This window comes from Achromobacter sp. Marseille-Q0513 (assembly GCF_018195695.1).
Lineage (GTDB): Bacteria > Pseudomonadota > Gammaproteobacteria > Burkholderiales > Burkholderiaceae_B > Achromobacter.
The window spans coordinates 1-25,123 of sequence record NZ_JAGTJY010000081.1 but is presented as its reverse complement, the minus strand read 5'-3'; the positions used below and the strand labels follow the sequence as shown (position 1 = coordinate 25,123).

The 25,123-nt window shown below is 70.8% G+C and carries 15 protein-coding genes; 8 read left to right on the top strand and 7 right to left on the bottom strand.

Annotation, left to right across the window (positions count from 1 at the left end):
* The 3 genes from KDH83_RS16985 to KDH83_RS16975 form a co-directional block, all read left to right on the top strand.
* Window positions 1-1,740 (top strand): Ig-like domain-containing protein (locus tag KDH83_RS16985; RefSeq protein WP_249205164.1); only part of this gene is annotated, 1,740 nt, incomplete at its 5' end.
* A 31-nt stretch (window positions 1,741-1,771) separates the two neighbouring features.
* Entirely contained in the window at window positions 1,772-3,142 is a 1,371-nt protein-coding gene (locus KDH83_RS16980) for an HlyD family efflux transporter periplasmic adaptor subunit (protein WP_249205166.1), read from the top strand.
* Entirely contained in the window at window positions 3,139-5,256 is a 2,118-nt protein-coding gene (locus KDH83_RS16975) for an HlyD family efflux transporter periplasmic adaptor subunit (RefSeq protein ID WP_212317982.1), read from the top strand. Before KDH83_RS16980 ends, KDH83_RS16975 begins: the two co-directional genes overlap by 4 nt.
* A gap of 46 nt (window positions 5,257-5,302) precedes the next feature.
* Here the strand turns inward: KDH83_RS16975 and KDH83_RS16970 are convergent, their stop codons facing one another.
* Entirely contained in the window at window positions 5,303-6,361 is a 1,059-nt protein-coding gene (locus KDH83_RS16970) for a sensor domain-containing diguanylate cyclase (RefSeq protein WP_212317980.1), read from the bottom strand.
* A gap of 104 nt (window positions 6,362-6,465) precedes the next feature.
* Window positions 6,466-7,386, bottom strand: coding sequence for a LysR substrate-binding domain-containing protein (locus KDH83_RS16965; protein WP_212317978.1), 921 nt, complete (start codon window positions 7,384-7,386; stop codon window positions 6,466-6,468).
* A 101-nt stretch (window positions 7,387-7,487) separates the two neighbouring features.
* Here KDH83_RS16965 and KDH83_RS16960 point away from each other — a divergent pair, with 101 nt between their 5' ends.
* From KDH83_RS16960 to KDH83_RS16950, 3 genes are all read left to right on the top strand, one after another.
* On the top strand, window positions 7,488-8,315 hold the full coding sequence (locus KDH83_RS16960) for an aminotransferase class IV family protein (RefSeq protein ID WP_212317976.1): 828 nt from the start codon (window positions 7,488-7,490) through the stop codon (window positions 8,313-8,315).
* Window positions 8,316-8,381: 66 nt separating this feature from the next.
* On the top strand, window positions 8,382-8,753 hold the full coding sequence (locus tag KDH83_RS16955) for a tRNA-binding protein (protein WP_212317974.1): 372 nt from the start codon (window positions 8,382-8,384) through the stop codon (window positions 8,751-8,753).
* 8 nt (window positions 8,754-8,761) lie between these two features.
* Entirely contained in the window at window positions 8,762-9,061 is a 300-nt protein-coding gene (locus KDH83_RS16950; protein WP_212317972.1) for a hypothetical protein, read from the top strand.
* Window positions 9,062-9,202: 141 nt separating this feature from the next.
* Here the strand turns inward: KDH83_RS16950 and KDH83_RS16945 are convergent, their stop codons facing one another.
* The 3 genes from KDH83_RS16945 to KDH83_RS16935 all read right to left on the bottom strand — a co-directional run bounded on the left by KDH83_RS16945 (window position 9,203) and on the right by KDH83_RS16935 (window position 11,350).
* Window positions 9,203-9,802, bottom strand: coding sequence for a nitroreductase family protein (locus KDH83_RS16945; RefSeq protein WP_103272973.1), 600 nt, complete (start codon window positions 9,800-9,802; stop codon window positions 9,203-9,205).
* Between the two features lie 264 nt (window positions 9,803-10,066).
* Window positions 10,067-10,429, bottom strand: coding sequence for a cupin domain-containing protein (locus KDH83_RS16940; protein WP_212317970.1), 363 nt, complete (start codon window positions 10,427-10,429; stop codon window positions 10,067-10,069).
* A 105-nt stretch (window positions 10,430-10,534) separates the two neighbouring features.
* The gene (locus KDH83_RS16935; protein WP_212317968.1) at window positions 10,535-11,350 is read right to left on the bottom strand and encodes an AraC family transcriptional regulator; all 816 of its coding nucleotides are present in this window, start codon (window positions 11,348-11,350) and stop codon (window positions 10,535-10,537) included.
* A gap of 302 nt (window positions 11,351-11,652) precedes the next feature.
* Here KDH83_RS16935 and KDH83_RS16930 point away from each other — a divergent pair, with 302 nt between their 5' ends.
* Together KDH83_RS16930 and KDH83_RS16925 are read left to right on the top strand one after the other, a co-directional pair.
* Complete coding sequence (locus tag KDH83_RS16930) at window positions 11,653-12,123, top strand: tripartite tricarboxylate transporter TctB family protein (RefSeq protein WP_212317966.1); 471 nt, start codon at window positions 11,653-11,655, stop codon at window positions 12,121-12,123.
* Between the two features lie 6 nt (window positions 12,124-12,129).
* Window positions 12,130-13,656 (top strand): tripartite tricarboxylate transporter permease, encoded by a 1,527-nt coding sequence (locus KDH83_RS16925; RefSeq protein WP_212317964.1) that lies wholly within the window; start codon window positions 12,130-12,132, stop codon window positions 13,654-13,656.
* 664 nt (window positions 13,657-14,320) lie between these two features.
* Here KDH83_RS16925 and KDH83_RS16920 read toward each other — a convergent pair.
* Both KDH83_RS16920 and KDH83_RS16915 read right to left on the bottom strand, forming a co-directional pair.
* On the bottom strand, window positions 14,321-14,893 hold the full coding sequence (locus KDH83_RS16920) for a sigma-70 family RNA polymerase sigma factor (protein WP_212317962.1): 573 nt from the start codon (window positions 14,891-14,893) through the stop codon (window positions 14,321-14,323).
* Window positions 14,894-14,996: 103 nt separating this feature from the next.
* Window positions 14,997-25,076, bottom strand: coding sequence for a filamentous haemagglutinin family protein (locus KDH83_RS16915; protein ID WP_212317986.1), 10,080 nt, complete (start codon window positions 25,074-25,076; stop codon window positions 14,997-14,999).
* Window positions 25,077-25,123: the final 47 nt, after the last annotated feature.

The following is a 25,123-nucleotide window of genomic DNA, read 5'->3' as shown; positions in this document are numbered from 1 at the left end:
GGCAACACCGGCTCGGGCGGCAGCCAGACCGCCAGCGCGAGCATCACGCTCGACATCGCGGCGGTCAACGACGCCCCCGTCAACATCGTGCCGGGTTCGCAGCAGACGGCCGGCGGTTCGCCGCTGGTGTTCGACGCCGCGCATGGCAATGCCATCCGCATCCAGGACGTGGACGCCGGCGGCGGCCAGCTGCTGGTGACGCTGTCGACGGACCACGGCCTGCTGCGCCTGTCGCGCCTCGCGGGCCTGACGTTCATGAACGGCACGGCCAATGGCTCGGCCACGCTGACGTTCACCGGCACGCTGGCCGACATCAACGCCGCGCTGGACGGACTGGTCTACGAAGCCGCGACCAACTATGTCGGCCCCGCGACCTTGCGAATCGTCACCGACGACCAGGGCAACAGCGGTAGCGGCGGCGCGCTCGGCGCCACCAGCAGCATCGCCATCGCCGTGACGCCCAGCGACGTCACGCCGCCCACGGCGACGCTGACGCTGGCCGACGCGCTGCTGGCCGCCGGCCAGAGCACGCGGCTGACGATCCGCTTCAGCGAGGCGATCCAGTCGCTGGACGCCAGCGCCTTCACCCTGCCCGGCGGCACGCTCACCGGCCTGTCCTCGACCGACGGCGGCCTGACCTGGACGGCCACCTATACGCCGGCCGCCGGCGCGGACCTGGCCAACGCCGCCATCGCGCTGGACCTGCGCCAGGTGCGTGACCTGGCCGGCAACGCCGGCAGCGGCAGCGCGCTGTCCGGCGCCTTGCGCATCGACACGCAGCCGCCGGCCAGTCCGGTGCTGAACCTGGAACAGCGCGCGCTCGATCCGGCCGGCGGCCTGCTCAGCGGCAACGGCGTGCTACGCGTCGACGGCCTGGAAAGCGGCGGCCGCTGGCAGTATTCGCTGGACGGCGGCGCCAGCTGGCGCGACGGCCAGGGCAGCCAGCTGACGCTGGACGCGCCCGGCGCGCACGCGGTGCAGGTGCGGCAGTGGGACGCGGCCGGCAATGCCTCGGCCGTCTCGTCGCTGTCCTTCTCCGTCCAAAGCCAGGTGCCGCCCTTCGTGCGTCCCGATTCCCCGCCCGGTACGTCCTTGCCGTCGCTGGCCCTGCCCGTGGCCGGCCTGTCGCCGGTCGACGATCCGCGCGACGAATTCCTGCCCTCGCTCGGCGGCGCGCAGACCGGCTCGCGCTCTCCCGCGCACGCGTCGCCGCTGGCCTGGGCGATGGACGAACACGGCGCCAGGCAGACTCCCGCGCCGCGTGCCACGGATGAACGGCCGGCCGCCGCCGTCTATGCGCCGCAGCGCATCGGCGCCAGCGATGCGCCGGGCCAGGAACTCGTGGTCCTGCGCGGCCTGGACACGCTCGCGCTGGAACCCGGCGCGGCGCTGGACCTGCGCATCCCGTCCTCGGTCTTCGGCCACACCCGGGCCGACGCCCGGATCCAGCTGTCGTTGACGCTGGAAGATGGCCGCCCCCTGCCCGCCTGGATCCGATTCGATCCGCGCAGCGGACGCCTGCAAGCGGAACCGCCGCGCGGTTTCGCGGGCGAGATCGCGCTGCGCCTGACGGCGCGCGACGATCGGGGCAACGAGGCCTCGACCGTGTTCAAGCTGAGCGCGGGCCGCCATGCGGCCGAACGCCAGGCGCCCGCCGGACGCTCCGGCCTGGCCGAGCAGATGCAGCGCGCCACACTGGCGCGCACGGCGGCCGGCGCGGCGCAGCGGCTGCGGGGTTGAACCATGACGCATGACGGGGTCGCGCTTGAACATGCCTGAAGCGCCCGAGGCCGCCAGCCCGGCGGTGCTGCTGCTGGAGCTGGGCCACCGCGCCCGCCTCGCGGCCAGCCTGCCCGAGCTGGAATTCCTGCTGGTCAACGATACGCGGCTGCTGGCGCCCTACCGGCAGGCCGCCCTGTGGCGCGAAGCGGGCGGCGTGGCCGCGCTGTCGGGCGTGGTGCAACCCGACCGCAACGCGCCCTATGCGCAATGGCTGGCGCGCGCCTGCGCGCATCTGGCGCGGGCGGGCGGCGACACGGCGCGCGCGGTCTCGGCCGCCGACCTGCCGGACGAACTCGGCGCGCAATGGCGCGAATGGCTGCCGCCGCAGGGCGTGTGGCTGCCGCTGCGGACGCGTCCGGAACCGGATGCCGCGCCCGCCGGCGGCCTGCTGCTGGCTGGCGCCGATCCCGTCGCGCCGACGCTGCTGCCGCTGCTGACCGAGTGGAGCCGCATCTGGTGCCATGCATGGCAGGCCTTGCAGCGCGCCCGGCCCTGGTCCTGGGATGCCTGGCGCAGCCGCGCCCGCGCGCGGCCGACCGAGGCGGGACGCGGCTGGCGGCGCCCCAGCCTGTGGGCCGCCTGCGCGCTGCTGGCCGCCGGCGCGATACCGGTGCGCCTGTCGGTGCTGGCGCCGGGCGAACTGGTCGCCGCGCAGCCCGCCGTGCTGCGCGCGCCGCTGGACGGCGTGGTCGCGCAGATCCATGTGCAGCCCAACCAGTCCGTGAAACAAGGCCAGCCGCTGTTCAGCCTGGACGAGGCCCAGATCGCCAGCCGCCTGCAGGTGGCGCAACAGGCGCTGAACACGGCCGAAGCCGAGTACCGCCAGTTCGCCCAGATGGCGCTGGGCGACCCACGTTCCAAGGCGCAGCTGGCGGCGCTGGCCGGCAAGATCGGCGAGCGCCGCGCCGAACAGGCCTTCCTGGCCGAGCAGCTGGGTCGCGCCAGCGTGACCGCGCCACGGGACGGCATGGTGCTGTTCGATTCGCCGTCGGAATGGATAGGCAAACCGGTGCAGACCGGCGAACGCGTCATGCGCGTGGCCGATCCGGGCGCGGTGGAGATCGAGGCCTGGGTGCCGGTGGGCGACGCCATTCCGCTGGCCGAGGGCGCGCCGCTGCGGCTGTACCTGGCCGCCGACCCGCTGACGGCCGTGCAGGGCCGCGTGCGCTACATGGCCTACGATGCCGTGGCCCGGCCCGACGGCAGCTACGCCTACCGCCTGCGCGCCTCGCTGGACCAGGCCCAGGGACCGCGCATCGGCCTGAAGGGCACCGCCAAGCTGCAGGGCGAGCGCGTGCCGCTGGCCTATTGGATCCTGCGCAAGCCCTGGGCGGCCATCCGCCAGTTCGTGGCGCTATGACGCCGGCCGCGCCCCTGCCGCCGCTGCGCGACGAGCTGGACCTGTTGCCCGGCCCGGCCCTGCCCGACGGCCAGCCCAGCTGGACGCTGCACGATCCGGTGCGCAACCTGTTCTTCCAGATCGACTGGGCCAGTTTCGAGATCCTGCAGCGCTGGCGGCTGCGCTGGCCCAGCGTGATCGCGCGGCGCATCCAGGCGGAAACCACGCTGCGCGCCGAAGCGGACGATGTCGAGGCCATGCACCGCTTCCTGGCGCAGCACGAGCTGTTGCAGCCGGCCCCGCTGGGCGCGGCCGAGCTGGCCGAGCAGCGCCAGCGCCGCCGCGCCGGCTGGTCGCAATGGCTGCTGCACAACTACCTGTTCTTCCGCGTGCCGCTGCTGCGCCCGGACCGCTGGCTGACGCGCTGGACGCCAAGGCTGGCCTTCCTGTACGGGCCCGCCTTCCGCTGGCTGACGCTGGCCGCGCTGCTGGCCGGGCTGTGGGGCGTGTCGCGTTCCTGGGACGCTTACACCGCCACGCTGGTGGACATGCTGAGCTGGGAGGGGTTGGCCGCCTACGGCCTGACGCTGGCGGCGGTGAAGACGCTGCACGAGTTCGGCCATGGCGTGACGGCCAAGCGCTACGGCTGCCGCGTGCCGACCATGGGCGTGGCCTTCCTGGTGCTTTGGCCGGTGGCCTATACCGACACCAACGAGGTATGGAAGCTGACGCGCCGCGACCAGCGCCTGAAGGTCGCGGCGGCGGGCATCGCCACCGAGCTGGCCATCGCCGTCTGGGCCATGCTGGCCTGGGTCTGGCTGCCGGACGGCCCGCTGCGCTCGATGGCCTTCCTGCTGGCCACCACCACCTGGATCAGCACCCTGCTGATCAACGCCAGCCCGTTCATGCGCTTCGACGGCTACTTCCTGCTGTCGGATTTCCTGCAGATGCCGAACCTGCATGCCCGCGCCTTCGCGCTGGCGCGCTGGGACCTGCGCGAACGGCTGTTCGCGCTGGGCGAGCCGGCGCCGGAACACTTTTCCGCCACGCGGCGGCGCGGGCTGATCCTGTTCGCCTGGGCCACCTGGATCTACCGCCTGGTCCTGTTCCTGGGCATCGCGGCCCTGGTCTATCACTTCTTCATCAAGGCCCTGGGCATCTTTCTTTTCCTGGTGGAAATCGTGTGGTTCATCGCCCGTCCCCTGTGGTCCGAGATCGGCGCGTGGCGGCAGCGCGGCGCGGCCATCGCGGGCAGCCGGCGCGCCCGCTGGAGCGCGCTGCTGCTGATCCTGATCGTGCTGGGCGCCTTCGCGCCCTGGCCCATGCCTGTGCGCGGCAGCGGCCTGCTGCAAGCGCGCGAACAATGGCCGCTGCATGCGCCCGAGGCCTCGCGGCTGGCCTCGGCCCCGCCCGCCGAGGGGCAGGCGCTGCAGGCGCATGAAGACGCCTTCTTGCTGGACACGCCTACGCTGGCCGCCAGCGCCGCGCAAAGCCAGGCGCGCTCGCTGCAGCTGGCGCGGCAGTCCGCCGCCGCCGGCTTCGATCCCGAATTGCGGCGCGACTGGCAGGTGCTGCGCGAGCGCCAGGCCGAGGCGCAGGCGCAGCAGGGCGTGGTGGACAGCGAAGCGGCCCGCTACCGCCTGGAAGCGCCGGGCGCCGGCCGGCTGCGCGACCGCGATCCGGACCTGCGCCAGGGCGAATGGCTGGGCCGCCGCGAGCTGCTGGGACGCGTCGTGAGCGCGGGTCCGCTGCAGGTGGTGGCCTATGTGCCCGAGGATGCCCTGCCGCGCCTGCGCGCCGGCCAGGCGGCGCGCTTCATCGCCGATGGCGGCGCCGGGCCGGACCTGGACCTGCGCGTGCGCAGCATCGACCAGGACGCCACCCGCGTGCTGCAGGAAGCGGTGCTGTCCGCGCCCGCCGGCGGCGACGTGCAGGTGCGCGCGTCGCAAAACCTGCTCTACCCGGAACGGCCGGTGTATCGGGTGATGCTGGACGTGGAAAGCGCCGATCCGCCCGCCCAGGCGCGCCAGCACAGCTGGCGCGGCCGGGTCAGCATCCATGGTGATTGGGAGGCGCCGGGCGCGCGCCTGCTGCGCACGGCGGCCAGCGTGTTCTGGCGGGAAGCGGGCTTCTAGGCCCCGGCGCCTTGGCGTCAGGCGGCGCGGCGCGCGGCGGCCGCGTTCAATGCATGACGCGCGCGCCCTTGCGCGCCCGCTTGACCACGTACATGCGCGTATCGGCCAGCCTGACCGCTTCCTCGGCCGTCAGGCCGCGCGGATCCAGCGCCACCACGCCGACGCTGGCGCCGTCGTAGGGCAGCGTGATCTCGCCCAGCTGGAAGTTGCCGAGCGTGGCCACCGCCGTGCGGTCCTCCAGCGCGCGCGCGGCCTCTTCGGCGTCGCCGCGCAGGATCTCGTGGCCGATGGGCCCGGTATCGCCGCGCGCCAGGGCCGGCCCCGGGCCGATCAGGACGAATTCGTCGCCGCCCAGCCGGCCCAGCATGTCGGAAGCGCGCAGCGACGCGGCCAGCCGGCGCCCCATTTCCTGCAGGAAGATGTCGCCGTTCTGGTGGCCGTGGGCGTCATTGATGGACTTGAAGCCGTCCAGGTCGATCACGCCGACCAGGATGCTGCCGCCCTCGCGCAGCGCGCGGCCCTGCAGGCGCTCCAGCTCTTCGTAGATGGCGCGGCGGTTGGGCAGGCCGGTGAGCGGATCGCTCAGCGCATACGACAGCAGCCGCACATTGGCCGAGCGCAGCTGCTCGACCAGCAGCTCGCGTTCCATGAAATTGGCGAGCATGGCGGAGAACAGCTTGAGCACGGCCTCGGCCTGCGGCGCGACGGCCTGCTGGCTGGCGCTGGCGCCGCACAGCGTGCCTAGCAACGTGCCGTCGTCGGCGCGCACCGGCGCGCTGACATAGGTCTGGATGCCGAGCTTGCGCGCGGCCTCGGAGTCCGGCCAGCAGCTCGCGACATCGCTGGTGCTGGTGCGCCCTTCGTCCAGCGCGCGCTTGCACAGCGTGTCGGCCCAGGGCACGTCCAGGCCTTCGGGGATCTGCATGCCGCCTTCATTGCGCGCATAGCGCACGTGCTGGACGCCGGCCTGCAGGTCGATCGAGGTCAGGTAGGTGGACTCCAGCCCGGTGATGACCCCGAGCATGTCCAGCAACGGACGCGCCAGTTCCTCGACGCTCTTGGCGTTGGGCAGGGTCGTCGACAATTCCGAGAGTATCCGGTCCACGGCGGTTCCTTTGCGAGAAGCTGGGGCGCGACGGCCATCTGCCGCGTGCGCGGGCCGGCCATGCGTGATTATGCACGGATGGCGGCGCGCGCCGCGCGGCGATTTCAGGCCTCGGAACGCCCCAATTCCGCCAGCATCCAGTCGCGCAGCGCCGCCACGCCCGGCGCGTTGGCGCCGGATTCGGGATAGGCCAGGTGATAGGCATGGTCGCCGCCCGCCGTCACGCCCACGTCGAACAGCTGGACCAGCCGGCCCTCAGCCAGCTCGCGCGCGACCAGCTCCCGCTCCACCAGGCCGACCGCGCCGCCGTCCATGACCGCTTGCGCCACATGGCTGGATTCCGTGAAGGCGACGCAGCCGCTGTCGTCGAAATCCGGCACGCCGGCGGCGGCCATCCACAGCGCCCAGTTGGGCCAGACCACACCGCCGGGCCGGCAATCCACGTAGCACAGCGTATGCGCGGCCAGGTCGCGCGGCTGACGCGGCGCCGGGCCGGCTTCGAGCAGGCGCGGGCTGCAGACCGGCACCACCACCGTGCTGAACAGCCGGTGCGTCACGATGCCGGGATAGCGGCCCGCGCCATATCGGATGGCCGCGTCCAGGTCATGGGCGTCGAAGTCGCGCAGCGCATCGCTGATATCGAAGCTCAGCTCCCATTGCGGATGCGCGGCGCGAAAGCGCGGCAGGCGCGGCAGCAGCCAGTTCGTGGCGAAGCGCGCGCCCACTGACAGGCGCAGCGTCTGCTGGCCGCGCGCCAGCCGACGCGCCCGAGCGGTGGCGCGGCGCAGGCCGTCCAGCGCATCGGCGGCGGCGCCGGCCAGCGCCTCGCCCGCCGGCGTCAGCCGGATGCTGCGGCTGGTGCGCGCGAACAGCGCCAGGCCGAGCTGCGCCTCGATGTCCTTGATCTGGTAGCTGACGGCGGCGGGCGTCAGGCCCAGTTCGTCGGCGGCGCGGCTGAAGTTCAGGTGGCGGGCGGCGGCCTCGAAGGTGCGCAGGGCCCGGCCAGCGGGAAAGACGCGGCTCATGATCTTCAAATTTTTCTTGATGACGCTTCGAAAAATACTCGTTTCCCATGGCTGCATCAATAAGGGATATTGAACGTCATTCCATCCCGCCCACATATCCCATGACGACAGATCCGCTTTCCCCGAATACCCGCTACGTATCCCAGGTCGACGGCCAGGACGCCGACGCCGCCGCGCTGGCGCCGCTGGCCTTCGCCGGCTATGCCCACTTCACCGCCCTGCAGATCCGCGACGGCCGCGCGCGCGGCCTGGACCTGCATCTGGCTCGCCTGCGGGCCGCCTCGCAGGCGCTGTACGGCCAGGCGCTGCCCGACGAGGAAGTCCTGGCGCGGGTGCGGGCCGCGATCCAGGCCGGGCCGCCGGACCTGTCGCTGATGGCCACGGTGTACTCCCCCGCCGGCGAATTCACCGTTGCCGGCCCCGACGCGCGCCCGCGCCTGCTGGTCCATACGGCGCCGCCCGCCAAGGGCCCCGCCGGTCCGCTGTCGCTGGCGCTGGTCGAGCACGAGCGCATGCTGCCCGGGGTCAAGCATGTGGGCGAAGTCGCCAAGACCTATCTGCTGCGCGAGGCCGCCGGCCAGGGCCACGACGACGCGGCCTTTGTCGATCGGCACGGACGGCTGAGCGAGGCCACGATCTGGAACCTGGCATTCTGGGATGGCGAATCCGTGGTGTGGCCACGGGCGGCGATGCTGGGCGGCACCACGATGGGCATCGTGCGCCGGCAGCTGGAGCGGCTGGGCGCGCCGCAGCGCGAGCAGGAACTGAAGGCCGAAGACCTGCGCGAGCTGAAAGGCGCCGTGGTGATGAACTCGTGGACGGCGGGCGTGCCCGTGCGGCGCATCGGCGCGACCGACGTGCCGCCGGCGCCCGGCTTCCTGGCGCTGCTGCATCGCGCCTACCAGGCGGAACCCCTGCTGCCGGTCTGAGGCCACGACGAAGCGAAGAGAGATAATGCGGGCAGGTTTCCCCATGATTCATACAGAGAGATCCGCATGCATTACACGCAAGATCCCGCGTCCCCGCCTGCCGACGCCATCGGTTTCGACGACTTCATGAAGGTGGACATCCGCGTCGGCACGATCCAGACCGCCGAGGCCTTTCCCGAAGCGCGCAAGCCCGCCTACAAGCTGGCCATCGATTTCGGGCCAGGCGTGGGCGTGAAGAAAAGCTCGGCGCAGATCACCACGCACTACACGCTGGAAGAACTGCCGGGCCGGCGCGTGATGGCCGTGGTGAATTTCCCGCCGCGCCAGATCGGCCCGGTGCGCTCGGAGGTGCTGGTGCTGGGCTTCGCCGACGCGGCTGGCGACATCGTGCTGGCCGCGCCGGACGCGGACGTGCCGAACGGCGCGCGTCTGACCTGAGCCGTCCGATGCTTGCCGAAGAGAAAGCCGCCGCGTCCCGCTTCTTCGCCATCATGGCCGGCCTGATCGGCGCGGCCGGCGTTGTCGTCACGATCTGGATGCTGGCCCAGAGCGGCGGCATGTTCCCGGGCCTGAAGCCCTGGCTGGCGGCGCTGGCCGCCACCGTGGCCAACGCGCTGTGCCTGCCCTTCGTGGCAGGCTACTGGCATACGGCGGGCAGGCCGGCGGGCGCGCGCTGGCTGATGATCGCGCAGGGGCTGGGCCTGCTGGCGTTCGGGCTGGTCTATCTCGCCAATCTGTCGCCCTGACCGCGCCGGCCAGGCGGTTCCCCATGCGGGCCGCGCGGCCCGCAGCGCCAGGAACCGCGCCCAAAACAAAACCCGCGCCGTCTTTGCAGAGACGGGCGCGGGTTTCGCGCAAGGCCAACGGGGGAACATGCCCCCGCTTGCTTAGCCGGCCACGCGGAAGCGCTCGGCGTCGTCCATGAAGGCCTTTTCGCCGAAGCCGGCTTCGTTCGAACCGAACGGCATCTGCGCGCGCAGCTTCCAGCTGGCGGGAATGTTCCACTCGCGCGCCACGTCGGCGTCGACCAGCGGGTTGTAGTGCTGCAGGCTGGCGCCCACGCCGGCGTTGGCCAGCGCGGCCCAAACGGAAAGCTGGGCCATGCCGCCGGCCTGTTCCGACCAGACCGGGAAGTTGTCGGCGTACAGCGCGAACTTCTCTTGCAGGCTGCGGACCACGTCCTGGTCTTCGAAGAACAGGATGGTGCCGGCGCCAGCGGCGAAGCTCTTGAGCTTGGCTTCGGTCTTGTCGAAGCCTTCGGCCGGGGCGACCTTGCGCACGGCTTCGATGGCCAGATCCCAGAGCTTCACGCTTTCGGCGCCGAACAGCACCAGCGCGCGCGAGCTTTGCGAGTTGAACGACGAGGGGCTGTGCTTGACCGCGTCCTTGACCAGGGCGACCAGCTCTTCCTTGGACAGGGACAGGTTGCGGCCCAGCGCGTACTGCGTGCGGCGCTTCTTCAGCGCGTCGATATAAGCGTTGCTCATGAGAATATTGCCTTTCGACTGGTAGATAGAGAGTTCGATGTGGACGAATTCTACCGTCGGGCACATGACATGAACCACCGGAAAGACATGTTCCGGCCGGAACAAACTGTTCTACCGATGGTGTTAATCCCGCCTCGTTTTGATCACCGACAGGACAGCGCGCCGGCACTGACCGGACAACGCCTATGGACTTCCAGCGCCGCCCGGCCCCTGGCCGCGCCGCCGGCGCACGCCAGGACGTCGCCGCCGGCACGACGTTCCCGCCTAGATCCACACATCGTTCGGCGCGGTCCGCTCCCCTTCCTCGTCGCCGGTATTGCGCACCCCACGCGGCTCGATCAACAGGACGCAGGCTTCGCGCTCGGCATGGGGCTTGTGCTCGACGCCGCGCGGCACCACGGTCATTTCCCCCGCCGCCAGCGTCACGGCGCCGTCGCGCAGATCGATGCGCAGCTCGCCGTCGATGACGATGAAGGTCTCGTCGGTATCGGCGTGCGAGTGCCAGACGAACTCGCCCTGGATCTTGACGAGCTTGAACTGGTAGTCGTTCATCTCGGCGATGACCTTGGGCGTCCATTGCTCCTTGAAGAGGTCGAACTTGCGGGCGAAATTGATGGCGGCGGACATGCTGCGACTCCTGGAATGTGAAAACTCCAGGCTACCGGCCGGCGGAATAGCGGTCTTGTAAGATCGTGCAGCTTGCGCGGCCGCCTGCCCGGACCGCTACATGTCTCAGGCGCCCGCCCTCAGCATCGCCAGCCAGCGCCCCGGCGGCATGCCGTAGGCAGCCGAGAAATGGCGGCTCATGTGGCTCTGGTCGGTGAATCCCGCGCCCAGCGCGGCCTCGGCCAGGCCCTGCCCCGACAACATCAGCCGGCGGCAGGCATCCAGCCGGCGCAGCGTGGCGTAGCGATAGGGGCTGACGCCGTACAGCGCGCGGAAATCGCGCGACAGGCTCCAGCGGTCGCGCCCGCTGGCCTCTTCCAGGTCCGCCAAGGTCAGCCGGCCGGCCAATCCATCATGGATGCGCTGGCGCGCCCGCTCGGCCGCGCCATAGTCGAACGCACGGCGACCGCCGCGCTGGCCGGCGACGGCGGCCAGCGCTTGCGCCAGATCGTAGAGCGCGTCCGCCTCTTCCAACGGATCCAGCGGCTGGCTCATCGCCCGCAGCAGCGGCTCGGCAGCCGCGCGCAAGCGCGGATCGTCGGACAAGCCGCCCGGCACGAAAGGCAGGGGCCGCCCGCCCAGCATGCGCTGCACCAGGGCGGGTTCGACATAGAGCATGCGATAGCGAAAACCCGCGTCGGTGCCGGCCTGGCCGTCGTGCGCCTCGTCCGGATGCAGCACCAGCGTGCCGCCGGGCAGGCTGTGGCGCAGTCCGCGCCGGTAGTGAAAGCTCTGCACGCCGGACAAGGTGCGGCCGATGGCATAGGTGTCGTGCCGATGCATCTCGTAGCCTCGACCGCCGAAATAGGCCTCGATCCGTTCCAGCCCGGCGGTCTGCGGGGCGCGCGCCACCCAATCCTTCCGCCTGCCCTTGCCGTCCATGCGCTTGCCTCCGCCATCCCGGGACCGGCAACAAGCCTGCCCGGGCTTCATCGTAGCAAGCCCGCGAACCCGCGCCCCTGGCGGGCGGCGCCTGGTCCGCGCCGCCCGCCCCGGCACCGGGGATTTCCCTTGGTTTTCCCCCGCGACACCCCGCGCCGTCGTCCGATTCCTCCGCGCTGAAAGCCAATCGGAAGTCTCGCTCCCTAGACTCACGTTCAACTGAAATTCAGTTTTCTTTAAACCAAGCGTCAGCTTAGGCGTGCATCCAGCGCCTGCATGCCGCAAAAAGGGAGGATCGAACCATGCAGCAACAATCCCGCGCCGTTCGGCGCGAATGGTGGGCCGGAGGCGCGATGATCGCGCTCGGGCTGGGCACCGCCATCCACGCGGCCAGCTACAACGTCGGCTCGCTGGCCCGCATGGGCCCGGGCATGTTCCCGATGATCCTGGGCGTGCTGCTGGCGCTGCTGGGCGCGGCCATCGTGCGCGCCGGCTACGCACCGCAAGCGGCCGATGAAGAAGCCGAGGCCGACGCGACGCCGGACTGGCGCGGCTGGGGCTGCATCATCGGCGGACTGCTGGCCTTCATCGCGCTGGGCAAGTTCGGCGGCCTGGTGCCGGCCACGCTGGCGCTGGTGTTCATCTCGGCGCTGGGCGACCGCCAGCACACGGTCAAGAGCGCCGCGCTGCTGTCCGTGGGCGTGACGCTGCTGGGCCTGGCCGTGTTCTCCTGGGGGCTGCAGTTGCAGTTCCCGCTGTTCCGTTGGGGTTGATCGGCCATGGAAATCTTCAACAACCTGGTGCATGGGTTCTCCATCGCCTTCGCGCTCGACAACCTGATGTGGGCGGCCTTCGGCGTGTTCATGGGCAACCTGATCGGCGTGCTGCCCGGCATGGGCGTGCTGGCCGCCATCTCCATCCTGCTGCCGCTGACCTACACCATGACGCCAACCGCCGCGCTGGTGATGCTGTCGGGCATCTACTACGGCTCGCAGTACGGCGGCGGCATCACCTCCATCATGCTGAACCTGCCCGGCACGGCCTCGCACGCGGTGGCCTGCCTGGACGGCAATCCGCTGGCGCGTAACGGCAAGGCCGGCTCGGCGCTGTTCATGCTGATGTTCTCGTCGTTCTTCGGCGCCTCGATCGGCATCCTGGCGATGATCCTGTTCTCGCCGCTGCTGGTGGACGTGGCCTTCAAGTTCGGCCCTGCCGAGTACTTCTCGATGATGATGCTGGGCCTGCTGGCCGGCGCCACGCTGGCCAAGGGCTCGGCCATCAAGGGCGTGGCCATGGTGGTGGTGGGCCTGCTGCTGGGCGTGGTCGGCACCGACGTCAACACCGGCGTGATGCGCTTTCACTTCGGCGTGCTGGAGCTGAGCGACGGGCTGCAGATCGTGGCGCTGGCGATGGGGCTGTTCGGCGTGGCTGACTTCCTGAAGAACATCAACCGGCTGGGCGGCGACGCCAAGGTCACCGCCGCCAAGATCAGCATGAAGTCCATGCGGCCCGAGGCCGGCGACATCAAGCAGTCGCGCGGCGCGCTGGTGCGCGGCACGACGATCGGCGCGGCCTTCGGCATCCTGCCCGGCACCGGGCCGACCATCGCGTCCTTCATCTCGTATGCCACCGAGAAAAAAGTCGCGCGCGACCCGCGCCGCTTCGGCCGCGGCGCCATCGAGGGCATCGCCGCGCCCGAGGCCGCCACCAGCGCGTCTACGCAGACCGGCTTCATCCCGACCATGAGCCTGGGCATCCCCGGCGATCCGGTCATGGCGCTGATGCTGGGCGCGCTCATCATCCACGGCATCCAGCCCGGACCGCAGATGATGGTCGAGCACGCCGACATGTTCTGGGGGCTGATCGCCAGCTTCTGGGTCGGCAACATCCTGCTGCTGTTGCTGAACCTGCCGCTGATCGGCATGTGGGTGCGGCTGCTGACGGTGCCGTTCCGCTACCTGTTCCCGGCGGCGCTGTTCTTCGTCTGCGTGGGCGTGTACAGCACCAACAACAACCTGTTCGACGTGGGCATGGTGACGCTGTTCGGCGTGGCCGGCTACGCGCTGATGCGGCTGCGCTTCGAACCCGCGCCGCTGCTGCTGGGCTTCGTGCTGGGACCGATGGTGGAAGAGAACTTCCGCCGCGCGCTGCTGCTGTCGCGCGGCGAACTGTCGATCTTCGTGACGCGCCCCATCAGCCTGGGCTTCGTGGCCGCCTGCGTGCTGCTGATCTGCCTGCTGATGGTCTCGGCGGTGCGGCAGCGGCGGCGCAGGGAGATGTCGTCATTGGTTTCCACTCACAGCTAATTGATAGGCATCGCAAAACACTCAGGGGCGAGCTAATACTCGCCCTTTTTATGCACTTCTAAAAAACCTCTAACTGACAAATTCGTCGAATACAGTTGGAGCTACAAGGAGAGCGACACCGATTAATCTACTTATCGAATAGCGCAATTATGAACAAGAATCCAATGAATGCGTTCACGCCCTCCAGCGAAATAACGGACATCCATAGATTCGCAGGAAGACAAAAAGAGTTGGAAAACTGTCTATAGCCCTTCAGACTGAAGGTGCTCAGATAGTTATTTTTGGAGACAGAGGAATAGGAAAGTCCTCACTAGCGAGAATTCTGGAAAATCTTGCTCGGAATGATACCGACATCATTGCTCGCCTACCACAACCGCCATTTCAACGCTTTGAATATGATGTGATCTTCTTTACATGCGAAGATTCGATTGAAGACATTCCAACGTTGCTTGCCCGCCTGCTAAACACCACATTTCTCGGCTCATGGGTTCCAGCCAAAGCAACTGAGGAAAAGAAATCAAAAATCGGTTCCGGCCAAGCCACCCTACTAGGACTCGGCCTAACCGGAAAGTACGAGACCAGTGAAACAAGCAAGTTCTACGACGCTCCAACGGACTGTACTGAGATGGTATTCACCTGACACCGGCCCCAAGCCGGTGTTTTCTCAAGCAACCTCGGCGCACCGTTCCATTCCCTCTTCGCAATGCCGCAACGCCTGTCTCAACGCGGTATCTATCGTGCGCGTGGACAGGCCCAGCCACGCCGCCACGTCGTCGCGGCTGCGGCCTTCCACGCGCAGCGCCAACAGCACCGTGCGTTGGCGCCGCGACAGGCCATCCATGGCCCGCGCCAGCGCGGCCAGGGTCGAACGCGATTCCGCCGCCTGCTGCGGCCCCGGCGTGTCGTCCGCCAATTCCGATCCCGCGACTTCCGGATCGTCCAGCGATTGCCACGGCGCCTGCTCGCGCAACTGATCGACCGCCAGGTGACAGGCCATGCGGAACACATAGGCGTCGGGGTTGGCGACTTCGCCGGCCACCGGCCGCGCCAGGCGCAGCCAGGCGTTGTGCAGGCTGTCGCTGGCCAGGTCGGCGCAGCCCAGGCGCCGGGCCAGGCGGCCGTGCAGGGCCACGTAGCGGTTCGCCAGATGCGCGCGCAGGCGCGCCGCGGTGTCCGGCCAGGCAGGCGGCACAAGGCAGGCCGTCCGCCGGCCCGCGAAAGACAAGGGATGCATCATGTCCAGGTATTCCCGTGACTGGCGCGCACGACCGTGACCGCGCGCGCCGCGATGAACGGAGAGACAGGCGGACGCGGCGCCTTGGACGCCGCGCCCGTCCCTGCTACAGCGCGCCCAGGTTGCCGCGCTCGCGTTCGGTCAGCTGGCGCTGCGCCTGGGCGGGCAATTCGCCCAGCCCCAGGATACGGACCGCGCTGGCCGGATCGTAGGACACGGACGAACCCGCCGACCCGCCGGCGGGCGCCTGCGTCGCGCCCTCGGCGCCCTCATTGCCGAAGCCCAGGATCTGCACCGAGATGATGGACGGCTGCGACTGGCGCGCGGCATTGCGCGAGCGGTTCGCCTCGCCCTCGGCCGAGGCCGCCGCCGCGCCCGACGCCGCGCTGGCCGAGCTGAGCGCCGAGGTGTTCACCGCCGCCGTCACCGGCACGCCGCTGCTGTTGCCCTGGGCCTGGATGTTGGCCGCGTTGACCACATGCAGCGCCGCCACGTTGACGTTGCCCGAGCTGCGCACGCCGGCCTCGCCTGGATCGATCGTACCCAGCGGCGCGATCAGGTCCACGTCGCCGCGCGGCACTTCCGGAATCGGGTTCAGCGTGGCGATGCCCGCGCCCGCCGCCGGCGTCTGCGGCGCCATCACCACATTGCCCAGCGCGTCGTAGTCGCGGCGCGGCGGGGTGTAGACCACCGTGGTCTTGGAGCCCCGGCCCGCGTTGATGTCGCCCTCGGCCGACCAGGCCAGAATGTCGCCGCCGAAGGTCGTCATCACGCGCGACAGCCCCAGCAGCAGGCTGCCCTTGGAATAGACCTGGATGTCACCCTGGCCCTGCGTGATCAGGCCCGCGCTGCCCGGCGGCGCCACGCCCTGCACGCCGACCACGACCTGGCCGCCAGGGGCCAGCATCTGGATCGAGCCGCCGCTGACGCTGCGCACGCCGGACGGCCCGAACATCGAGATGCTGCCGTCGTGCGCAGCGCCCTCGGGGAACAGCGCCGCGATGGCCTGGCGGCCGCGCAGGTAGGAACCCGGACGCGGTCCTTGCAGGTCGTTGTACTCGCGCCCGCCGGCCCGCAGTTCGGCGAAGTACACCGAGCGCAGGAAGGTCTGGCGCAGGGCCAGCGGCAGGGCCTCGAAGCGCGCCAGCACGTCCTGGTCGCTGCCCGTGTAGCCATCTTGGACACGCAGCCAGTCGGCCAGCTCGCGCTCGTAGGTATGAACCACCTTGCCGGGCTGGCTGGTCAGGGTCTGGCCGGCCACGGCGCGATTGGCCGGATCCAGGTACAGCTTGCCCAGCGCCGCGTAGTCGGGACCGGCCGCGCCGGCGCCCGCCGTGATCGCGATATCCGCGCCCGGCCGCTTGTCGCCGCGCAGCGCGGGACCGACGCTGACGATGCTGGCGCGGTCTTCCTGCACCAGGTTGCGTCCAGCCACCACGTCCAGCAGGCCGGGGCCCGCGACCTTCATGTCGGCGTACCAGATGTCGCGGCCGGCGTGCAGCAGCGACACGTCGGACGCGTTGTTGTGCAGCGCCAGCCCCCTGGCGCTGACGATGTCGCGGCTGGCCAGGATGCGCGCCGGCAAGGCCGCCCGGTACCAGGTCAGCACGCTGCGCTGGGTGCTCGCCGGGAAGCTCTGCAGCCAGCCGGTGTTCAGGCCGATGATGTCGCCGCCGGCGGCGTAGAACAGGGCGGACGAGGCATCGCCCGCATGCAGCGAGCGGTCGGACGGCGTGTCCGGCCCGAAGGCGAACAGCTCGTTGACGACGCTGAGTCCCACGCCCGCCACGCCATCGAAGCGTCCGTTGCTGGAGGCCGAACCCTCGCGGCTGACGTTGGACGCGGCCGGCACATAGTTGCCATACGCGTCCACGCCCAGGAAAGCGGGCCGGCGCGGGCTGGGCAGCGGCGCGTCGCTGCTCGACATGCTGATGCCGTACAGACCGCCGTACAGCGAGCCCGCTGCCAGCATCTCCAGCGCGCCCGAGGGCGACGGCGCCAGGATCATGCCGCCGTTGTCGCCCCGGTTCATGCCGGTGCCGATCGAGTAGCCGTAGTAGACGTCGCCGCTGGCCGCCGTGGCGCGCAGGATGGACGGATAGACGGACAGGGTGTCCACCTGGTTGCCATTGCCGCCGATGGCATAGCGGTTGGCGGCCTGCGTGCCGGGCGTCAGGTTGCCGCCCGCGGCGAACAGATTAAGGGCGGTGGCCGGCGTCCACAGCGAGAACCAGCTCTGGCCGCCGCCGTCGTAGGACACGCCATTGACGCTGTAGGGGGTCTTCTGATTGATGTAGACCCGGCCCGGATCGCCCGCGTCCTGCACCACCAGGTCGCGGCGCGTGTCCAGATAGACCGGCGAATCACCCGGCATCAGCATCAAGCCGCCGCTCACCACGGAATTGGTGGCCTTGAAGGGATCGATGGCCCGCACTTCGCCCGCGTCGGCGTCGCCGCCGGCCACGGCCAGCTGCCCGCTGCGATAGCGCGGCTGCACGATGCCGACCGCGCCGGCGTCCACCACGGTCATGCCGCGCAGGTTGACCAGCACGCCGTTCAGGTCGCCGTTCTGGTTGTTGCTGCCGCCGGAACCATACTGGGCCAGCGTGAAGTTCGGATTGATCGTGCCGCCGACCCGCAGGCTCAGGTCGCCGCCGCCGGTCAGCGTCATGCCGCCGTCGGCACCGACCCGGCCGGTGCTGCCGACCACCGCCACCAGCGCCTGGCTGCGCGCATAGACTTGCGCACCCTGGTCGCCGCGCATGCTGATGATGCCGGCGTCGCCGCCGGCGGTGATGGACAGGTTGCCGCCGCCCAGCGTGCCCCAGCCGGTGAAGCCGGTCAGGTACGGCAGGTCGGTAGCGGTGCTGAACGGCGCCGTGTACGTGCCGAAGTTGATCCACCATGCGGCCGGCACCGCATCGGCGCCGCCGATGCCGCCCGTGCCCTGGCGCCACAGCCAGTTGCCCACGCCCGCGCTGGGCAACTGGGCGCGCTGGTTCGACGCCTGGCTGCCCCAGACATCGCCGGTGATGTTGCGACCCGCCGAGACGGTGAGGTTGCCGCCGGCTTCCGGATACCAGGCCTGATAGGCGGACAGCGCGGCGTTGTAGGCGGCGTTGGACATGCCGATGATGCTGCCGTTGACCTTGCCGCGCGCCAGGTTGTATGGGTTGGCGCCCGACGCATCCAGCAGGGCCTGGGACGGCGTGCCCGCGGTGTAGACGCCGAACGGCGACATCATGCTGACGTCACGCGCGGCGTTCAGGCCCAGGTCGCCCGTGCCGGTGCGCAGCACGCTGAACATCGGCGAATACAGGTTGGCGGTGGTGACCTGCGCCACCGGCGCCACGACCTGCGTGCAGCGGCCGGGGCCGGCGGTGCAGAAGCCGCCCGCGATCACGTTGTCGGGGATCTTCTTGCCCACCAGCGAGTTATCGCCGACAGCCGCGATCGAGCCGGCCGCGGTGTAGGTATAGCTGATGCGCTTGGGATCGATCGCGCAGGCGGCCGGGGTCGAGGTGCAGTAGCGAACGTTCTGTTCTTCGACCGGATCGCCGGGCTTCTTGCGCAGCGCGGTGGTGATGCGGTGATCGAGCCAGATCATGCCGGAGCCGCTGGCGACCGAGGTCATGCGCAGCATGGCGTGCGGGTCGGCCAGGACCACCGAGCCCTGGGCATACGGCGCGGTGGCGCCACGGTCGCTCGACGCGAGGTCGGCGCCGGCCGTCATCTGTAGGCTCCAGCTGGTGGTGCCGGCCGGCAGCATGGGGGCCACGGCCCAGTTGCGGCCCTGCGATCCGCCAGATTCCGGACGCAGCGCGACCGGCTCATCATTGGGCAGCTGGACCTTGGCCATGGACGGAATGAACGCGCCGCGCGCCAGCGTGATGTTGCCGGTGGTGGTCACGTCCACTGGCAGCGCCGCGCCCTTGGGCCACACCATCGGGGCCACGCCGGCGTCCTGCTGCAGCCGCGTGCCCGCGCCCAGGCGCATGCCGGCCGACAGCCTGATGTCGGCGGACGGCACCGTGCCGGCCGCCACCGCCAGCGTGCCGTCGGCCTTGTAGACATTGGCCGCCACGACGACGCCGGCCGGCAGGGTATAGGCGGTCGTCAGCTTCGCGTCCGCGGGCAGCAACGTGCCGGCGGGCAGCGACATCGCCGCCACCGGCACGTCGTAGTTCAGCGTGGCGTTGCGGGGAAACAGGGTGCCGGTCTCGAGCACCACGCCGTCGATCGGCAGCACCACGTCGTTGCCCAGCGTGGCCGGTCGTGCATTGGCGCCGCGCGCTTCGATCAGGTACCAACCCTTTTCATCGGGCGTGGCCGGCGGCGGCGCGAAGCCGTCGTTGATGCTGCCGTAGACGGCCAGATCGCCGGCCGCGCGCAACACCAGCACGCCCGGTTCGCCGAAACCCCGACGGGCGGGATCCGCGCGATTGGCGCCGGGACCGTAGCGCAGGCCCGACAGGTCCAGATCCCCGACCACGGCCAGGTTGCCGGACGGATTGATCGTGGGGTCGCTGACGATTTCCGCGCCGGGACGCAGGCGGTACTCGCCCAGCCCGGCCAGGCGCGCGGCCAGCGCGGTGTTGGCCAGCGCGGCGTCGATGAAGGCGCTGTTGTCCCGGTCGATGCGTTCTTCCAGGAACTTCTGCGTGATCAGCTGGGGCGTGGCGCCGGACACATCCGGCGTGTCGGCCAGCGGCTCGTCCTTGTAGCTGCGGAAGGCGTTCAGCGCCACGGTGGCCGCGCCCTGCACCTGCGGACGGCCCTGCACCACCAGCGCGACGTCGTTGGCGCCCGCGCCGTCGCGGCTGCCATCGGTGGCGCCGGTCCGGCTGGCGTTCAGGTCCAGCGTGCCGCGCGCGCGGCCGTCGTGGCCGGCGGCCTCGGTGCCCGCGCGCAGGTCGATGCGGGCCTGCGGCCCCAGCGTCAGCGTGCCGTCGCGCGCGGTCAGCGAAACCAGGGCGCGATTGGGGCTGTCGATGATGAAGCCGTAGCTGTCGCGGCGCAGGCCGGTGCCGTGCGCGTCCAGCGTGCCCAGCACGGTCAGGTCGCGTCCGGCCGCCAGGCTGATCGCGCCGGTCTGGAAGCCGCTGGCGTCGATGCGGCCGGCCACGGTCAGGCTGCCGTTGTCCACCGAAATGCTGACCTGGCGTGCGCGCACTTCGTCGCCCACCGTCAGGTCGCCCTGCTTGATCTGGAAACGGCGCGCGCCAAAGGCCTGCCCGTCGTTCAGGCGCGCGTTCAGGCCGGCGAAATCGGCCACGGTCTGGCCGCGCAGCGTGATCTCGGCGCCCGCGTGCGGCACCCACGTGCCGCCGGCATCGTAGCGGCCGCTGGCGCCGCCCAGGATGCGGCCATCCAGGGCGATGCGGCCCGCCGCCGCGCCCAGCGCGACGGCCTGCAGCGTGCCGGCATTGTTGTTGCGCGCGGACAGGTCGATGGACGAGCCCGCCGCCTGCGCGATATTGCCGGTCCGGCTGCGCAGGATCAGGTCGCCGCCCTGGCTGTAGCGCGTCTGCTCGAAAAAGCCCACCGCGCGTCCGCCCAGGTCGAGCTGCGCGCCGTCGCCCAGCCGGATGTCCTGGTCGGCCTCCAGGCTCAGCTTGCCCGAGGGCAGCGCCACCCGCGCGTCCAGGACGATGTTGCGCGCGGCCAGCTTCAGCTCCGCGCCCAGCGCATCGCTGCCGGTCTGGCCCGCCGGCCCGCGCACCACGATGTCGCCGCCGGCGCTGATCCGGCTGACCGAGGCGGCCGCGCCCTTGAGCAGCGGCGTGTTGATGAGCAGTTCGCCGCCGCTGTACGCGTAGCCCTTGCCCGCGACGTAGGCGCCCTGGCGGTGATGAATGGCCAGCGTGCCCGAACCATTGGCGCTGAGGCTTTCGGCCGCGTTCAGGCGGACCTGGCCGAAGCCCAGCGCCAGCCGTTCCGACACACCGCCGGCGGCCGGTTGCGTACCGGGCGCGTAGCCCAGCACGATGCGGTCGGCGGCCAGTGCCAGCGCGCCGTCGCCCAGCAGGCCGGCGATGGCCGCGCCGGCCTGCGGCCGGGTGACATCGGCCGAGCCGCCGTCGCTGCGCTTGGGCATGGTTCCGGTCCAGACGATCTCGGGCGCCCGGATGAGCGCCGTATCGCCCGCCGCGCCATAGCCGTAGATGGCCGGCGCGCCGATCACCAGGCGTTGCAGCGCGGGCTTGCCGGTGGCGCCGCCGCGCGCATCGAGCTCCACCGGGCCGTACATATTGACGGCGTCGCGCGCATTGAAGATCAGGTTCTCGACCGCGGGCACGCCCGCGCCGGCATTGCCCGCCAGCAGGCGCGACAGCACGTCCTGGTTCATCGACATGCCCGACGGCAGCTGTCCCGCCGCGGCGGCGCGCGCCAGCGCGGCATCGCTACCCATGTTCACGGCGGACACCGCCAGCACCATGTTCCGGGCGCCGTAGCGCACATGGTCCGACATCGAGAACGAGCGGTTGGTCGCCACCGCCATCGTGCCTTGCGCATACAGCGTGGACTCGCCGGCGCATGGGCCCACGGACAAGCATTCGCCCACGCTGATCTTGCTGAGACCCTCTTCCGGCGCCATCAGGTTGATCCAGCCGTTGGACAGGCCCAGCACCGACGCGTTGCCGGCCTCGAAGGTCACGCCACGGGTCGAGTCGTAGGCGGCGGCGCCCATGCCCAGCGTGTTGATCGACGCGCCGCGCTCGATCCGGGTGCCTTCGGCAAAGGACGCCTGGCTCAGCAGGAACACTTCCGGCGCGCGCAGCACGGCGCCGGAACGCAGCGTCAGTTCCCAGGCCTCGGCGCGGAAGGTCGCCACGTTGTCGCCGTGGCGCATGGCCAGCGAGCCGCCCAGGATCATGCGCGAAGCGCCGAACTTGTTGAGGTCGCTGGCATGCAACCCGGCCGCGTCCGGCGCACTGGCGACGCCGCCATCGGGCAGGATCTCCAGTCGGTAACCCTGGACCATCAAGGTGCCGCCCAGGCCGCTTTGATCGCCTCGGCCGAAGCGCGCCACGCCGTTGAAATCCAGCAGCGGCTTGTCCGGCCGCGGCTTGAAATAGCGGTAGTCCAGCGTGAGATCATGGGCGTCGGCCGCGATCTGGCCGCGCATGCCGCCCTTGCGCGCGGCGTCCGCCACGACGAAGGCGTCGTAGCCGGTTTCGTTGTAGCTGGCGTGCTTGCGCAGCACGTCGCCGGACGTCACCAGCAGCTGGTTCGGCAGGGACTTCAGGATGCCCGTGTTGGCCACGCCCAGATAGCCCGTCGCCACCTGGGATCCGTAACCGTTCACCACGGACGGCGCGCCCGGCATGGCCTGGGGGCCGATCTCGACGCGGTAGGCGCCGGGCAGCATGGCGTAGGTGGACGGCAGCAGCGTGTAGGTGCCGGCCTTGAGCCCGCCCGCGTCCTGTTGCAGCGTGACCTGCTGCCCCGCCAGCGGCTGGCCCGCGCCGGCGTCGGCCAGGACCGGCGCGTAGTGATCCGCGTAGCCCGGCACGATGGCATAGACGGCATTGCCGGCCGCGCTGTTCTTGAATACCGGATTGGCGTTGGCCAGCGGCGTGCGCAGGATGTCGACCGAGCCGCCGCGGCCGGGAATGAAGCCCGCGCCCGTCAGGTTGCCGCCGCCGGACAGGTCCAGCACGGCGCCCGCCGCGCCGACCACGTTGTCGCCCACCAGCGTGATGCCGCTGGCGCCCAGCGGCCGTGGCGTGATCGTCGTGCCGCTGTATTGATAGGCCAGCCCGTCCACGGTGCCGCCATAGGGCAGGATCAGGCCAGCCGCGCTAACCGACGTGATGCTGCCTGGCAGCAGCTCGGTCCGCTCGGCGCGCACGGCCGAGGCGCCGCGCGCATCCGTCCCGAGGACCAGCTGACCCAGCGGCGCGCGCACGATCCCGCCCTGGCGCAGGGTGTTGGCGCCCAGCAGCAGGCGGCCGAAGACGGACGCCGGCGCGGCCGGATCGGCGCCGGCATGGCGGCGGATCTCCAGCGTATTGCCCGGCTGGTAGCCGGCCACGATCTGCGCATCGACATCGGCCGCCGGATAGATCTGCGCGGCGGTGATGGTCAGATTGCCGGTGGCGGCGAGTTCCGTGGTGGTCTTGCCCGCCAGGCCGCGCGCGGCGGTGCCGCCCAGCAGGCGCAAGTCGCCTCGGCTGTACAGCTCGACGTCGGCGAAGCCGCGCCGGTCTATCGTCACGGCGGGACCGGCCTGCTGCTCGATGCTGCCGTTGGCGCCGCCGAAGCCCGCGCGGTCGCGCACTTCGATCAGGTCGGCCTCGGCGCTGAAGCGCGCGTCGCTGGCGCGCCTGGACGCTCCCTTGCGCCAATTCACCGAATACATGGCGTCGCTGTCCGTCACGTCGCCCGTGGCGCCGGCCAGGCGCAGATGCGACGTGGCCAGGCGCACGGCGCTGCCGGCCGCCGCGCGCTCGGTCAGGCCATAGGCGCCGGCATACAGGCGCAGGCTCTGGCGCGCGCTCAGGCTCACGTCGCCGTCGAAGCCAAGGATGCCGTTGACCAGCAAGGACAGATTGTCGAAACCGCCGGCGGCCAGTTGGTCCGCCGACAAGCGGCCGGCGCCGTAGCGCGACGCCAGCGCCGCCTGACCGGGCTGGATGCCGGCCGGCAGGCCGCTGTCCTGCGCGTGCTGCGAGATCGTGAATTCGCGCTGCGCGCGCAGCGCGTCGTCCGGCGCCACCCAGACCGGAAAGACCGGCGTTTCCAGCGCGATGGCCAGCGTGCCGCCGGCCGCGCCCGCCCCGCCCGCGCGCGCCGCCATGGCGCCGTCCAGGTGCAGGCTGTGGGACGACTTGAGCACGATGCTGCCGCCGTCGGACGCCACCGCGACGGTGCGCGTGCGCGCGCCGTCCTGATAGTCGAAGACCGCGCTGACGCCGGACGCGTCGAGCCGCGCGCCGGGACGCAGCACGACCGCCACGTCAGGCGCCGTGGCCTTGCCGCTGGCATCCCAGTCCAGCTTGCCGCCGATGGCGATGGTGCCGCCATTGGCCAGCTTGCCGTAGCGCCGGCCGTCGACCGCCGTCGCGCTGACGGCACGCCCGGCCACGTCCAGCACGCCCTGTTCGCCGATCCAGATACTGCGCGCGTGGGGTTGCAGGCTGGTCTTGGGGTTGTTGGTCGCCGGTCCGTTGATGTCCAGCGAGATGGCGCCGCCCCAGGCGTTCAGACGGCCATCGACCACGATGCTGCTCGATCCGCCGCCCAACAGCGTGATCGAACGGCCCGGATCGACCGACACCACCGCGCCGGCGCCGATGCGCAGATGACCGCCCTCATGATCCTGGCGCTGCGAGCGCAGCGTCAGGTCCACGCCCGCGCGCTGCGTCAGCGCGCCCCTGAACGGATCCTCCTGATACGCCGGCGGCAGCAGCAGCGCCGGCGCCGGCCGCAGGCCCGTGGCCTCATCGCCCGGCTCGTAGCGGTACACCGGCATGGCCACGTCCAGCACCGTGCCGTCAGCCACGCGCAGGCCGTTGCGGCCGTTGATGTCGTATTTCGCGAAGCCCGTGCGCAGCAGCGACGGGTCCAGCAGCAGCGGTTGAGGCTGGAGCTTGGGCTGCTGTGCGCCGGCAGGCGTGTTGGCCAGCGTGCTAGCCAGCGCATCCGCGCCGCCAATCACCACCGTCCCGTCCGTCTCCAGCGTCAGCGTGCCGCCGCCGGCCATGCCGTAGCTGCGCAGCTGTCCCGCCATCTTCAGCGCGCCCTGCGCGCCTTCCACCTCCGGCGTACCGGCCCGCAGCGTCACGTCGCCGCCCTTGCCCGCGCGCGTCTCGCCCTTGTGCAGCACCGCGCCGCCCGAAGACACGTCGATCAGCGAGCCCGCCGCCACCGCGATGCCATGCGGCGAGTCCAGCGTCACGCGGCCGCCGTCGAGCCGACCCAGCCACGGCGAGGCCACGCCCCGGCCTTGCAGGTCCACCCAGCGCCCGCTCGCGTCCAGCGCCGCGCCTTCGCGCAGCACGATGGCCGCCACCTCGCCCGCCTTGGACAAGGCGCGCGGCTTGGTGCTCGCGTCGGGCGACACGAAGGTATTGCTCAGCTTGATGTCGCCACCATGCGTCGTGACGCCGGCGCGCACGTCGATCCTGCCGGCCGTCAGCGCCACCTGTGCGCCATCGGCCAGCATCAGCGCTTCGGCCACCGTCAGCGCGCCGCCGGTCGCCAGGTCCAGCCCGCCCAGCCCCACGC

Coding starts and splice junctions, on each gene's coding strand:
- KDH83_RS16980 (WP_249205166.1), top strand. CDS start 1,772: ATGCCTGAAGCGCCCGAGGCCGCCAGCCCGGCGGTGCTGCTGCTGGAG.
- KDH83_RS16975 (WP_212317982.1), top strand. CDS start 3,139: ATGACGCCGGCCGCGCCCCTGCCGCCGCTGCGCGACGAGCTGGACCTG.
- KDH83_RS16965 (WP_212317978.1), bottom strand. CDS start 7,386: ATGAGCCGCGTCTTTCCCGCTGGCCGGGCCCTGCGCACCTTCGAGGCC.
- KDH83_RS16960 (WP_212317976.1), top strand. CDS start 7,488: ATGACGACAGATCCGCTTTCCCCGAATACCCGCTACGTATCCCAGGTC.
- KDH83_RS16955 (WP_212317974.1), top strand. CDS start 8,382: ATGCATTACACGCAAGATCCCGCGTCCCCGCCTGCCGACGCCATCGGT.
- KDH83_RS16950 (WP_212317972.1), top strand. CDS start 8,762: ATGCTTGCCGAAGAGAAAGCCGCCGCGTCCCGCTTCTTCGCCATCATG.
- KDH83_RS16945 (WP_103272973.1), bottom strand. CDS start 9,802: ATGAGCAACGCTTATATCGACGCGCTGAAGAAGCGCCGCACGCAGTAC.
- KDH83_RS16940 (WP_212317970.1), bottom strand. CDS start 10,429: ATGTCCGCCGCCATCAATTTCGCCCGCAAGTTCGACCTCTTCAAGGAG.
- KDH83_RS16935 (WP_212317968.1), bottom strand. CDS start 11,350: ATGGACGGCAAGGGCAGGCGGAAGGATTGGGTGGCGCGCGCCCCGCAG.
- KDH83_RS16930 (WP_212317966.1), top strand. CDS start 11,653: ATGCAGCAACAATCCCGCGCCGTTCGGCGCGAATGGTGGGCCGGAGGC.
- KDH83_RS16925 (WP_212317964.1), top strand. CDS start 12,130: ATGGAAATCTTCAACAACCTGGTGCATGGGTTCTCCATCGCCTTCGCG.
- KDH83_RS16920 (WP_212317962.1), bottom strand. CDS start 14,893: ATGATGCATCCCTTGTCTTTCGCGGGCCGGCGGACGGCCTGCCTTGTG.